Origin of the sequence: Dyella sp. RRB7, from assembly GCF_022761115.1 — a bacterium.
GTDB lineage: Bacteria > Pseudomonadota > Gammaproteobacteria > Xanthomonadales > Rhodanobacteraceae > Dyella.
Window position 1 is genome coordinate 387,653 of the sequence record NZ_JAKWJS010000003.1, and the last position, 12,340, is coordinate 399,992.

10 protein-coding genes are annotated in these 12,340 nt (G+C 66.0%); 7 read left to right on the forward strand and 3 right to left on the reverse strand.

Features of this window, described 5'->3' with window-relative positions; genetic code table 11:
• Window positions 1-148 precede the first annotated feature (148 nt).
• From MJ606_RS10775 to MJ606_RS10800, 6 genes are all read left to right on the forward strand, one after another.
• Window positions 149-2,173: a serine protease gene (locus tag MJ606_RS10775; RefSeq protein ID WP_243049511.1), complete on the forward strand. Its 2,025-nt coding sequence runs from the start codon at window positions 149-151 to the stop codon at window positions 2,171-2,173.
• Between the two features lie 632 nt (window positions 2,174-2,805).
• Entirely contained in the window at window positions 2,806-4,119 is a 1,314-nt protein-coding gene (locus MJ606_RS10780; RefSeq protein ID WP_243049512.1) for a nodulation protein NfeD, read from the forward strand.
• A 26-nt stretch (window positions 4,120-4,145) separates the two neighbouring features.
• Window positions 4,146-4,904 carry a slipin family protein gene (locus MJ606_RS10785; RefSeq protein WP_243049513.1) on the forward strand — a complete coding sequence of 253 codons (759 nt, stop codon included), beginning with the start codon at window positions 4,146-4,148 and terminating at the stop codon, window positions 4,902-4,904.
• Window positions 4,905-4,965: 61 nt separating this feature from the next.
• The gene (locus MJ606_RS10790) at window positions 4,966-5,520 is read left to right on the forward strand and encodes a YaeQ family protein (RefSeq protein ID WP_243049514.1); all 555 of its coding nucleotides are present in this window, start codon (window positions 4,966-4,968) and stop codon (window positions 5,518-5,520) included.
• Between the two features lie 10 nt (window positions 5,521-5,530).
• Window positions 5,531-6,793: a TIGR03862 family flavoprotein gene (locus MJ606_RS10795; RefSeq protein WP_243049515.1), complete on the forward strand. Its 1,263-nt coding sequence runs from the start codon at window positions 5,531-5,533 to the stop codon at window positions 6,791-6,793.
• Window positions 6,794-6,893: 100 nt separating this feature from the next.
• Window positions 6,894-7,922: an HDOD domain-containing protein gene (locus MJ606_RS10800; protein ID WP_243049516.1), complete on the forward strand. Its 1,029-nt coding sequence runs from the start codon at window positions 6,894-6,896 to the stop codon at window positions 7,920-7,922.
• A 4-nt stretch (window positions 7,923-7,926) separates the two neighbouring features.
• Here MJ606_RS10800 and MJ606_RS10805 read toward each other — a convergent pair whose 3' ends face one another.
• From MJ606_RS10805 to MJ606_RS10815, 3 genes are all read right to left on the reverse strand, one after another.
• Window positions 7,927-8,925: an LLM class flavin-dependent oxidoreductase gene (locus MJ606_RS10805; protein WP_243049517.1), complete on the reverse strand. Its 999-nt coding sequence runs from the start codon at window positions 8,923-8,925 to the stop codon at window positions 7,927-7,929.
• A gap of 142 nt (window positions 8,926-9,067) precedes the next feature.
• Window positions 9,068-10,243, reverse strand: coding sequence for a YncE family protein (locus MJ606_RS10810; protein ID WP_243049518.1), 1,176 nt, complete (start codon window positions 10,241-10,243; stop codon window positions 9,068-9,070).
• Between the two features lie 47 nt (window positions 10,244-10,290).
• Window positions 10,291-11,103 (reverse strand): creatininase family protein, encoded by an 813-nt coding sequence (locus MJ606_RS10815; protein WP_243049519.1) that lies wholly within the window; start codon window positions 11,101-11,103, stop codon window positions 10,291-10,293.
• A gap of 150 nt (window positions 11,104-11,253) precedes the next feature.
• On the opposite strand from MJ606_RS10815, the gene MJ606_RS10820 reads away from it, so the two are divergent.
• The gene (locus tag MJ606_RS10820) at window positions 11,254-12,336 is read left to right on the forward strand and encodes a linear amide C-N hydrolase (RefSeq protein WP_243049520.1); all 1,083 of its coding nucleotides are present in this window, start codon (window positions 11,254-11,256) and stop codon (window positions 12,334-12,336) included.
• The last annotated feature ends 4 nt before the right edge of the window (window positions 12,337-12,340 follow it).

Here is a 12,340-nt window from a genome sequence, read left to right on the forward strand (position 1 = left end):
GGCAGCCCGTAGCTTAGAGCCACTGCACAGTGCGCGCTCCACCCATATTTCCGGACACGAAACCTTCGCTACACTCCGGCCGGGAACGGGCGCACGCTCGTGGGAGGGGCGTCACCTGGACGCCCGGCATATCCGACAGAGGCACGACATGGATCAGTGGGCAGCACGCGATCGGCAAGAGCAGTTTTCGACACCTCCGGCGCGTCGACGCGCCATTACCTGGCTGGCGTGGATGGTTCTTACCATTGCCCCGGCGCTGCACGCCGCCACGCTCGATCCCGCGGTGCTGCCCAAGGTGCAGGCGGCCACGTTCGAGGTGGTGATTCCCAAGCCGGTGAACGATCCGCTCAGCTACGAGAAGCCGCTGCCGCTGGACCAGCTGCCGTTCCAGATACGCAATGACAAGTACTACTCCGTCGGCACCGCCTTCGCGCTCGGCGACAACCGCTATGTCACCGCCGGTCACGTGCTGTCGATCGGCATCGACAGCCTGATGGGCGAGCCCGCCGTGCGCGATGCCGCCGGCCATGTCTACGCCATTGACAAGATCACGCGCTTCTCGCTGCAGCAGGATTTCGTGGAGTTCACCCTGAAGGACCCGCCCAAGGTCGCCCCGCTGGAGGTGGACACCCAGCCCACCATGAACGACGTGGTCTACGCCGTGGGCAATGCGCTAGGCACCGGCATCGTGATCCGCGATGGCCTGTACACCTCGCAAACACCCGAAGAGGAGAACGGCCGCTGGAAGTGGATGCGTTTCTCCGCCGCCGCCTCGCCGGGCAACAGCGGCGGCCCGTTGCTGGACAAGGACGGCAAGGTCATCGGCGTGGTGCTGATGAAGTCGCCTGACGAAAACCTCAACTACGCCCTGCCGATCGACATGGTGCTCAAGGCGCCGGCCAACCTCGCCGATGCCGACACGCGCACGGTCTACCAGCTGGACGTGATCGACAACAAGCACGCTGGCACCTTCAAGGCCCAGTTCCCGCTGCCCAAGAGCTTTGCCGACTTCAGCGCGACCTTCCAGAAGCTCTACAACGCCAACGTCGACCAGCAACTGCATGACCTGCTGGCGGAAAACGCGGACACCCTGTTTCCCAAGGGCACGGGCTCCAGTCGCATGCTGCATAGCAGCTCCAGCCTCAACCCGTTCCCCACCCTGCTTCATCGCAACAGCAGTGGCACCTGGGTGACCTCCAGCACCAGCGAGAGCAAGGGCACCCTGCCCCACAACGGCTACGTGTCCAAGGCCGTGGTGGGCAGCCAGCTGATGTTCCATCTGCGCAAACCCGACGATGTCAGCGCGCGCCAGCTCTATGGCGATTCGAAGCTGTTCATGGATCTGCTGCTTCAAGGTGCGCCGCTGCAACGTCGCGTCGGCTCCGAACAGATCAAGGTGACCTCGCTGGGCAAGCCCACCGAGGAACACACGTTCACCGATGCCTACCAGCGACGCTGGCAGGTGCGCGTATGGCCGATGGCCTACGACAACACCATGCTCATCGCCTTCCTGCTGCCGGTACCCGACGGCTACTCGGCCATGTTCCGCGTCTCGCCAGCCAAGAGCGAGCATGAGGAAATGGCCGACCTCAAGGCCCTCACCAATTTCGTGTACGTCGCCTACAGCGGCACGCTGGCGCAGTGGAAGGACTATCTCGCCAACACCGATCTGCTGCCCAGCGTGCTTTCCGACATTGCCATCCGCTTCAACTACGGCAGCGATTTCCACTACCAGTCCAAGCGACTGACCTTTGGCTATACGCCGGAATTGCAGAAGATCGACCAGGACAGCCAGTTGGTGCTGGGCATGTCCTACTTCGAGGACCACGGCAAGGTGGTGTGGGATGTGTCCAACGTGGTGGTGAAGTCCAACATCGACAACGCCGAGAAGATCAGCTTCAACCGCCACATCGCCCCCTCCGACGACCTGGACGACAGCTACCGCCACTCCTGGGGAAAGATCGTCCACCGCGATCATCCCGATGACGGCGTGCCTTACAGCGAAAACGACATGACCTATATCGGCACGGTAAGCGGTACGCCGGTTTCTGCCGAGGCCCAGCCCGGGGTGCTCTACACGGCGTTCTATGGGGTGGATGGGCCGCGGCCCGAGGATGCCATGAAGGGGAAGCTCAATTTGTTGCTGCAGAAATTGCAGGTCAATGAGCATTGAGGGCGGTGGCGTTCTTCCGCCCTGCTGCCGGAGGCCGGGTCACTTCTCTTTGCTTGCCCACGCATGCGCAGAAGCGCGTGCGAAGGGCAGGATCCCTGAGTCAAGAGAAGTAACCGGGACAAACGGTACACGGCTTTAGCTCTGGCTGTTGACCTTCCAGTCCCCTATGGCGCGGCGGGCGGGTGGAGGAAAAGCCCGCAGGGTGGCCGGCACGGATGCCGGCCAGTTTGGCGTCAGGGCAGGAGGCTCTGTCGCCAAACCGCCGTAACCCGCCCGCGCACCCGAGGGGCGCGCCATCGGGGTGGCCTTTCTCTTGGTCACTTCTCTTTGTCCACGCAAAGAGAAGTGACCCGGGCCGCGGCAGCGGCTCGGAAGCCCGCCGCAGGCGAGCACGCTGGCGATAACGCCACCATCAAGAACACAGTCACCGGGTCCCTGCTTCCGCAGGGACGACGAACTAAGAGCGAGCACGCGTCGCGCCTGTCCCACCTTCGCTGAAATAACGAACCGAGACCATCTCACACCGAAACAACATCCCCTGGCGCAATGTGATATCGCCACCCGAGAGGAGGCGCAGCGTGACGCGATGGCTAAGGATGTTGGCAGGCGCCCTGCTCGTCATGGCGACCACCGTGTCCACAGCGGCCGGACCAACCGCTGCCGGTGCCTTGCGCCCTCATGGATTCGTGGCGCGCATCGAGCTGACCGGCCCCATCGGCCCCGCCGCCGCCGAGTACGTCGACGACTCCCTGCAGCGCGCCCATCGCGAAGGCGCCACCGCCATCGTGTTGCAACTGGATACGCCCGGCGGCCTCTCCGATTCGATGCGCCAGATCATCGCCAGCATCCTGGCGGCAAGACAGCCGGTGCTGGGCTTCGTGGCTCCCAGCGGCGCGCGTGCCGCATCCGCGGGCACCTACATTCTCTATGCCTGCCAGATCGCCGCCATGGCGCCGGCCACGCACCTGGGCGCGGCAACGCCCGTGCAGTTGGGTGGCGAGAATCCCTTGCCGCTTGGCAACACGCCGGCAGCGGCGGGCACCGCCGCGAAACCCGCCGAGGATGCGGAAGCGGCCAAGGTGCTGAACGATGCCATCGCCTCGATCCGCTCGCTGGCCCAGCTCAACGGCCGCAATGCGGAGTGGGCCGAACAGGCGGTGCGCGGCGCCGCCACGCTGACGGCGGATGAAGCACTGCAGAAGCATGTCATCGACCTGATCGCCAACGATACCGACTCGCTGCTCACCCGTGCCGACGGTCGCCATGTGCAGGTGGCGGGCAGCGATGTCACCCTGAAGTTGGCGGGCCTGGCCGTGCGCGACTATGCGCCCAGCGGGCGCACGCGTTTTCTCGGCATCATCACCAACCCGACCATCGCCTACGTCTTGCTGCTCGCCGGCATGTATGGACTGGTGCTGGAAGCTTTCCATCCGGGCGTGCTGTTGCCCGGCGTAGCCGGTGCCATCTGCCTGCTGATCGGCCTGTATGCGCTGCAATTGCTGCCGGTCAACTATGCCGGGCTGGCCCTGATGGTGCTGGGTATCGGACTGATACTCACCGAAGCCTTGGTGCCGTCGGTGGGAGCGATTGGCCTCGGCGGCATCATCGCATTCGTGCTCGGTTCGATCCTGCTGTTCAAGTCGGGCGTACCCGGTTATGCGGTGAACCTGGGCGTGATCGGCGGCATCGCGGTCTCCGCCATGGTGGTGCTGGCGTTGCTGATGCGGCTGGTGATGAAGTCGCGGCGGGCCCGGCCGTTCAATGGCGACACGCAGATGCTGCTGGCCACCGGCGAGCTGTTGCAGGCGGTAAGTGCGGGTGGCGAAAGCTGGGCGCGCATCAGCGGCGAGCAATGGCGAGTACGCTGTGAATCGGCGCTGCCGGCCGGCGCACGCGTGAGAGTCGTGGGACGTGACGGCCTGCTGCTAAGGGTCACGCCCAGCTGAAATCCCGATGGCAAGAGGAGAGGCTTATGCTCGGCTTCGTCGGTGTGATCGTGGTGTGGGTGGCGGCGCTGCTGTTCCTGTCGATCAAGGTGCTGCCCGAATACCAGCGCGGCGTGGTGCTGACGCTGGGCCGCTATACCGGCACCAAGGGACCTGGCCTGGTGATCCTGGTGCCCATCGTGCAACGCATGATGCGGGTGGACCTGCGCGTGACGGTGATGGACGTGCCGCCGCAGGACGTGATCTCGCGCGACAACGTGTCGGTGCGCGTCAACGCCGTGGTGTATTTCCGCGTGGTGGAGCCGGACAAGTCGATCCTGCAGGTGGCGGATTTCTTCCAGGCCACCAGCCAGCTCGCGCAGACGCGCTTGCGTTCGGTACTGGGCCAGCATGAGCTGGACGACATCCTCTCGCAGCGCGATTCGATCAATCGCAGCCTGCAACAGGTGCTCGACGAAGCGACCGACCCGTGGGGCATCAAGGTAAGCAATGTCGAGATCAAGGACGTGGACCTCAACGAGACCATGGTGCGCGCGATTGCGCGCCAGGCCGAGGCCGAGCGCGAACGGCGTGCCAAGGTGATCCATGCCGACGGCGAATTGCAGGCCGCGGAAAAACTGCGCGACGCCGCCGCCATGCTTTCCCAGCAGCCACAGGCGCTGCAGCTGCGCTATCTGCAGACCATGTCGGACATGTCCAACAGCGGCAAGGCCTCCACCATCGTGTTCCCGTTGCCGATGGATCTGCTCAAGCCGTTGCTGGAAGGGCTTCCCCGCTCCCTGTAGGAGCGCAGCGGGGTGCGCCGGACGCGTACAATGGGCAGTTATCTTTACCCAGGCGTACCCCATGGCCCTCAATGCCACCATCTACAAGGCCGAGCTGCAGGTCAGCGACATGGACCGGCACTACTACGCCACCCATGCGCTGACGGTGGCGCGGCATCCCTCCGAAACGGCCGAACGCCTGATGGTGCGCCTGCTGGCGTTTGCCCTGTACGCCGATGACCGCCTGGAATTCGGCAAGGGCCTCAGCGACGAGGACGAGCCGGCGCTGTGGCGCAAGGCGTATACCGGCGAGATCGAACAATGGATCGAGCTGGGCCAGCCGGACGAGGCACGCATCCGCAAGGCCTGCGGCCGCGCGCAGCAGGTGGTGGTGATCAACTACAGCGGCCGTAGCGCGGACATCTGGTGGGACAAGCTCGCCGGCACGCTGCATCGCAACCGCAACCTCACCGTGCTGGACATCCCCGCCGAGACGGTGGAAACGCTGGCCGCCATGTCCGAACGCGGCATGCGCCTGCAGTGCCTGATCCAGGACGGCCAGTTACAGGTGATGAGCGAAACCACCAGCGTATCGGTGGAACCGCAGCGCCGCATGACGGCCACGCTGCCTCACTGAGCCGGCCGACATGTCGCCAGTGCCCTCCCCCTCCACCCGCGTGGTCATCGTCGGCGGCGGCCCCGCCGGGCTGATGGCGGCCGAAGTCGCGCGCGCGGCGGGCCTGGCGGTGGATCTCTACGAAGCCAAGGGCTCGGTCGGGCGCAAATTCCTTATCGCCGGCAAGGGTGGCATGAACCTCACCCATGGCGAGCCCAAGCCGGCTTTCGTGCAGCGCTACGGCGCCCGTGCTCGCGAGGTCGGCGCATGGCTGGATGACTTCGACGCCGACGACCTGCGCGCCTGGGCGCGCGGCCTGGGCGTGGAAACCTTCGTCGGCAGCTCGGGGCGGGTCTTTCCCAGCGACCTGAAAGCCGCCCCGCTGTTGCGCGGCTGGGTACACCGCCTGCGCGAGAGCGGCGTGCGCTTTCATGTGCATCACCGCTGGCTGGGCTGGAACGACGACGGTTCGCTGCGCATGGCCGCGCCCGACGGCGAACAGGCGATCCATGCCGATGCCGTGGTGCTGGCCCTGGGCGGTGGCAGTTGGCCGCAACTGGGTTCCGATGGCGCATGGCAGCCGTGGCTGGCCGCGCGAGGCGTGGCGGTGGCGCCGCTGGTTCCCTCCAATTGCGGCTTCGACATCGGCTGGAGCGAGCACCTCGCCAGCCGCCACGCCGGCGCCCCGCTGAAACCCGTGGCGATCCATTTCCGCGATGCCGCCGGCATTGAACATTCGCGCCAGGGCGAATGCGTGATCACCGCCGGCGGCATCGAGGGCAGCCTGATCTACGCCTTCTCCGGCCCGCTGCGCGACGCCATCGCCGCGCATGGCGAAACCACGCTGACGCTGGATCTCGCCCCCGACCGCGCGCTGGAACGCCTGCGCCACGACCTGGCCAAGCCCCGCGGCAGTCGCTCGATGAGCGATCACCTGCGCCGACAGACTGGCCTCACCGGCGTAAAGGCCGCCTTGCTGCACGAAGTGCTGACCCGCGAACAGTTCCACGACACCGATACCCTGGTCCGCGCCATCAAACGCCTGCCGCTACGGCTCACGCGGGCGCGGCCCATCGAGGAAGCCATCAGCAGCGCCGGTGGCGTGCGCCTGGAGGCGCTGGACGATCGACTGATGCTTACCGCCCTGCCCGGCGTGTTCTGCGCGGGCGAGATGCTTGACTGGGAAGCCCCCACCGGCGGCTACCTGCTCACCGCTTGCTTCGCCAGTGGCCGCCGTGCCGGCCTGGCGGCGACGAGCTGGATCAAGCACTTGCAGGGCCCGCCGCAAGACTGAGCGACGCGTCGCAAGAACGTTTATCCACACTACATCTTTTCTGTCACATGCCGATACGGAAGCGAAGCGGCAGCGGGATCATGGGGAGCGGAGCAGCACGATGATGGGCTTTTGGTGGCGATTCTTCGCACGTGAGCGCGCGCCTGCCGCACCGGCGCCGCGCCAGCCTGCGGCCGACCACCAGATGCCGGACGTCGTCGAAGCATCGCCGGGCACCGTATCGGGTGACGAGATCGAGGAATGCTTCCACCGCCATATCCTCAACCTGTCCGTCAGCACAGCGGACAGCGCCGGGCTGGCCCGCGAACAGTCCGCGCTGCAGCGCCTGAAGGAGCTGTGCGACAGCGGCCGCTTCGACGTGCGCAGCCTGCCGCGCATGCCCAGCGTGCTGCCCCAGCTGATGCGCGCGATGAAAAGCGACGACCTCAACGGGGCCCAGCTGGCCAACCTGATCCGGCGTGATCCGGTACTGGTCGGCGAAGTCATGCGCGTCACCGGCAGCGTCACTTACCGCACCGCGCACCCGGTGGGCAGCCTTCAACATGCGGTGGTGCTGCTGGGCCAGATCGGCCTGCGCCACGTGGTGTCGTCCTATGTGATGAAACCCATCCTGATGGCCAGCGCCGGCGCGGGCGGCCAGGTGATAGGACAGCGGCTGTGGGATCACGCCGAACGCTGCGCGCACGCGGCCGTGTTCCTCAGCAAGGGGCAATGCGACCCGTTCGAAGCCTATCTGGCGGGCCTGGTGGGCTACAGCGGGCTGGGTGCGGTGGCGCGCCTGCTCGATCGGGACGTGGAAGGCACGCTGACGGCCTGCTCACCGGCCTTTGTCGCCGACTGCGCCGGCATCGCCCGCCAGCTCACCGTGCAGGCGGGGCAGCACTGGGACCTGCCGCCTGCCGTGCTGGATGCGCTGGTCGAACACGCCGGCCCCCGCCAGGATGCCCTGGCGCTGCCCATGAGCCGCGTGCTGCACGCCGCCCAGCGGCTGGCCACCTGCCAGTTGCTTGCCGAGCAGGGCATGCTCGATACCGGCATCGGCTACGCCGACGACCCAGTCGCGCAGTTCCCGCCGCAGTTGCTCGCGCGGTGCCGGCAGGACCTGCAGAAAAACTTCGCGACGCCCTGACCGGTCACGCCGCGGCGGCGATGCGTGATCGCACTTCCGCCACGATCTCGAACGAACGGCAGCGCGCCTCGTGATCGAACACGTTGGCAGTCACCATCAATTCGTCGGGGCGGTGCCTGGCCACGAACGCCTCGATGCCCTGCTTCACCGTATCGGCATCGCCGATCACCGCGCAGGCCAGCGCATGCTCCACGCCGAACTTCTCGGTCGGCGTCCAATAGCTTTCGATATCGTCGATCGGCGGCGGAATCAGCCCCGGCCGTCCACGTCGCAGGTTGATGAAACTCTGCTGCTGGGTGGTGAACAGACGCCGTGCCTCGGCATCGCTGCCGGCCGCCACCACGTTGATGCCCAGCATCGCGTAGGGCGAGGCCAGCCGCTTCGAGGGACGGAAATCCCGCCGATACAGCGCCAGCGCCTCGTCCATCGCATCGGGCGCGAAGTGCGAGGCAAACGCAAACGGCAAGCCCATCACCGCCGCCAGCCGGGCACTGAACAGGCTTGAGCCCAGCAGCCACACCGGCACCTCGATGCCGGCACCCGGCACCGCACGCACCAGCTGGTCGGCCGTGGCCGGCTCGAAGAACGCCAGCAGCTCGGCGACGTCCTGCGGGAACGTATCGGCACTGTCGAAGTAGCGGCGCAGTGCGCGGGCCGTTGCATGGTCGGTCCCCGGCGCCCGCCCCAGGCCAAGATCAATACGCCCCGGGTACAGCGAGGCCAGCGTGCCGAACTGCTCGGCCACCTGCAGCGGCGCATGGTTGGGCAGCATGATGCCGCCCGCGCCCACCCGGATGGTCGAGGTGCCACCCGCCACATAACCGATCAACACCGCCGTGGCGGCGCTGGCGATGCCCGGCATGTTGTGGTGCTCGGCCAGCCAGTAGCGCTGGTAACCCGCCTTCTCGGCGCGCCGCGCCAGGTTCAGCGTATTGGCAAACGCCTGGGTGGCGTTGCTGCCTTCGGTGACCGGTGCCAGATCGAGTACGGAGAAGGGGATCATGGGGCGACCTCTGCAGGGAAGTCACCGATGTGGGGACGCTGGCGGAAAATGCCAGCGCCCCTGTCGCCCGCGGCGGACAAAAAAACGCCTGCCCGGCCAGGGCAGGCGTTGCGGGTGTCAGCGGGAGCGTGCGCTCAGCGGCTCAGCGCATGATGCCCGTGTGGCCCAGCGAGTAACGACCCGGCTGCGGCCAAACGGTAAGGCCATGCGGCTCCTGGCCCACATTGACGAAATGGACCTGGCCGGTGGTGGTGTCGAAGGCGTAGACCACGTCGTCGAAGCGGCCCGACAGCCACAGCGTCTTGCCGTCCGCGCTGACGTTGCCCATGTCCGGGCTGCCGCCGCCGGGCACCGGCCAGTTGGCCACCACCTTCTGGGTGGCGAAGTCGATCACCGACACGCTGCCCTGGCCCTTGCGCGGGCCGTGGATCTTGTTGGAACCACGGTTGGCGACATACAGCTTGGTGCCGTCACGGCTCGGGTAGAGGCCGTGCGTGCCCACGCCGGTCTTGATGAAACCGACCTGCTTGAAGCTCTTGCCATCGATCAGGTAGACGCCATCGGCCATCATGTCGGCCACATAGAACGTCTTGCCATCGGGAGAGGCGCGGATGTCCTGCGGCATGCCGTGCTTGGCCAGGTCCAGGTAACCCACCACCTGGCGCTTGACCAGGTCGATCTTGGTCAGCTTGCCGGTGAACTCGCAGGTGAAGATGGCATAGGTGCCATCGATGGCGAACTCGGCATGGTTGATGCCCTTGCATTCCGGCGCCTGCAGGCTCGAATGCAAGGCCATGCTGTGCGCATCGCGGAAATCCAGGCGCGCATGCGCCTCGACCACCACGATGGCTTCCTTGCCGTCCGGCGTGAAGTACATGTTGTACGGGTCATCGACCGGAATGTTCGCGCCGGGCTTGCCGGTGCGCGGATCGATCGGCGTGAGGCTGCCGTCGGTGCCGCGTTCGGCGTTGTTGGTCACCCACAGCGTACGCAGGTCCCACGAGGGCACCACGTGCTGCGGGCTGCGGCCCACCTTGAACTTGTCCACCACCTTGTAGGTGGCCGGATCGATCACGTACACATCATTCGAACGCAGGTTGGGCACGTACACGCGCTGCAGGTCGTTCGCCACCGCGGGGCTCAGGTGGTTGAGACCGGCCTCGCTGTACATGTCGGCGGGATTGACCACCGGCGGCATGCCGGGAACGGTGGTGACGGACGATGCCGCGAAGGCATGACCGCCCACGCACGCCGCAGTGAGTGCGAACGATGCCAGGCGGAACAGACGGGAGGAACGTGAGGAGTTAGCGATGGCCATGGGCAGACAACATAGGAGTGAAAGTCGGAGGAGCCCCCGCGGGGGCATCAACGCGCCTGCGTATCTTTCCGCAGGGCATTGACGGTTTGTAACACAATAGCATCGATGCCTAATTGACCGAGTTCGGCCGAGGCGCGGCGCGGATCGCCGCCATAGACGCCATCGGCCGGCCCCAGCTTGGGCCCGTGCTGCAACCGATCGAGCCGCACCATCTGCGGATCGACGGCCAACTGCAACGAGGTGTCGGCCAGTCCGGCATGCGTGCCGATTTCGTCATCGCGATAGCCGCGCTGACGCAACTGTTGCGCATAGCCATCAGACGAGGCAGCGTAATACTCCGGCGGCACGATGGCCCGCGCCTTGCCGGCCCAGGCCTTGTTCAACTGCGCCGCGACGCGGTCGAGGTCCTTCTGGTAGCCGCCATGGTCACCCAGGAAAACGATGTTCCTGAAACCGTGCACCGCGAAGCTCTGCGCGGCCGATGCCAGCATCTGCTCGAACACCGCGTCGGGAATGGTGATGGTGCCCGGGAAGCGCATATGCGAGCTGGGCGGCGCATAGCCCCCCTCCGGCACATAGGCGACGACCGGCGCGACCAGTGCGTTGCCCAGTCGCTCGGCGATCTTCCGCGAGAGCAATGCCGCCCGCGCATTGTGCTTGCCCACCGCGATGCCCGGCCCGCTCTGCTCGGTGCCACCGATGGGAATGATGATGGTGGTCTTGCCCGCCTGTACCTGGTCGCGGATCTCCGTCCAGGTCAGGTCTTCCAGCAACACCGTGCGCGGCGCCTGGGCGAAGCAGGCCTGGGTGGCGAGTAGCAGCAAACCGCACAGAAGCGTACGCAGTGACAAGAGGGACATGGGGCGATCCTGAAAAGCAGGGGCGCAAGTGTAAAACGCCACACCGACAGGGGCGAGAACCCGACGACATGGCGCTACACGGTGCCTTCATGTTGAGCGTAGTCTGTTGCCACACGAGTCGATGCCCTCCCCCACATTCAAGGCAAACCCATGCGCCATTCGCTGCTGGCCTTCACTGTTGCCCTCGCCACGTCGATGGCTGCCCACCCGGCCCTTGCCTGTACCCGCACGCTCTACGTGGGCGCGGACAACACCGTGATCACCGGCCGCAACATGGACTGGTCCGAGGACATGCGCACCAACCTCTGGGTATTCCCTGCGGGTATCAAGCGCGACGGCAGTGCGGGGCCGAATTCGCCCCACTGGACCTCGCGCTATGGCAGCGTGATCGCCGCCGGCTACGACATCGGCAGCACCGATGGCATGAACGAGAAAGGCCTGGTGATGAACGCGCTGTACCTGGCCGAAACCGACTTCGGCGCGCCGGACCGCCAACGCCCGCACCTGGCCATCAGCCTGTGGGGACAGTACATCCTGGACAACTTCGCCAGCGTGGACGAAGCGGTGCAGGCGCTTGCCGCGGAACCGTTCCAGATCCTTGCCCCGCCGCTGCCCAACGGCAAGCCGGTCACGATCCACATGTCGCTGTCCGATGCCAGCGGCGATTCGGCCATCTTCGAATACATCGACGGCAAGCTGGTGATCCATCACAGCCGCCAGTACAAGGTGATGACCAACTCGCCGATCTACGCCAAGCAACTGGCCTTGTACGAGTATTGGGAGAGCATCGGCGGCCTCACCTTCCTGCCCGGCACCAACCGCGCCGCCGACCGCTTTGCCCGTGCATCGTTCCTGCTCGACGCGGTGCCCAAGCAACTGGACCCGAACTACATCGCCGGCGTGCCCAGGCAGTCGTATGCCTACCAGGCGGTGGCCGAGGTGATGAGCGTGCAGCGTGCGGTGAGCGTGCCGCTGGGCATCAGCACGGCGGACCAGCCCAATCTCTCATCCACCATCTGGCGCACCGTGGCGGACCAGAAAAACCTCATCTACTACTTCGACTCGGCCACGCGCCCCGATACTTTCTGGGTCGACCTGCACAAGCTGGATCTGAAGCCGGGCGCGCCGGTGATGAAGCTGACCCTGGCCAACGGGCAGGTGTACTCGGGCGAGACATCGGCGCAGTTTGTCGCCACGCCGTCGTTCAAGTTCATGCCGGCCCTGGCGCCATAGGCAG

Excerpts from the sequence above, each read along its gene's own strand:
- MJ606_RS10775 (WP_243049511.1), top strand. The coding sequence starts at position 149 with ATGGATCAGTGGGCAGCACGCGATCGGCAAGAGCAGTTTTCGACACCT.
- MJ606_RS10785 (WP_243049513.1), top strand. The coding sequence starts at position 4,146 with ATGCTCGGCTTCGTCGGTGTGATCGTGGTGTGGGTGGCGGCGCTGCTG.
- MJ606_RS10790 (WP_243049514.1), top strand. The coding sequence starts at position 4,966 with ATGGCCCTCAATGCCACCATCTACAAGGCCGAGCTGCAGGTCAGCGAC.
- MJ606_RS10795 (WP_243049515.1), top strand. The coding sequence starts at position 5,531 with ATGTCGCCAGTGCCCTCCCCCTCCACCCGCGTGGTCATCGTCGGCGGC.
- MJ606_RS10800 (WP_243049516.1), top strand. The coding sequence starts at position 6,894 with ATGATGGGCTTTTGGTGGCGATTCTTCGCACGTGAGCGCGCGCCTGCC.
- MJ606_RS10805 (WP_243049517.1), bottom strand. The coding sequence starts at position 8,925 with ATGATCCCCTTCTCCGTACTCGATCTGGCACCGGTCACCGAAGGCAGC.
- MJ606_RS10810 (WP_243049518.1), bottom strand. The coding sequence starts at position 10,243 with ATGGCCATCGCTAACTCCTCACGTTCCTCCCGTCTGTTCCGCCTGGCA.
- MJ606_RS10815 (WP_243049519.1), bottom strand. The coding sequence starts at position 11,103 with ATGTCCCTCTTGTCACTGCGTACGCTTCTGTGCGGTTTGCTGCTACTC.
- MJ606_RS10820 (WP_243049520.1), top strand. The coding sequence starts at position 11,254 with ATGCGCCATTCGCTGCTGGCCTTCACTGTTGCCCTCGCCACGTCGATG.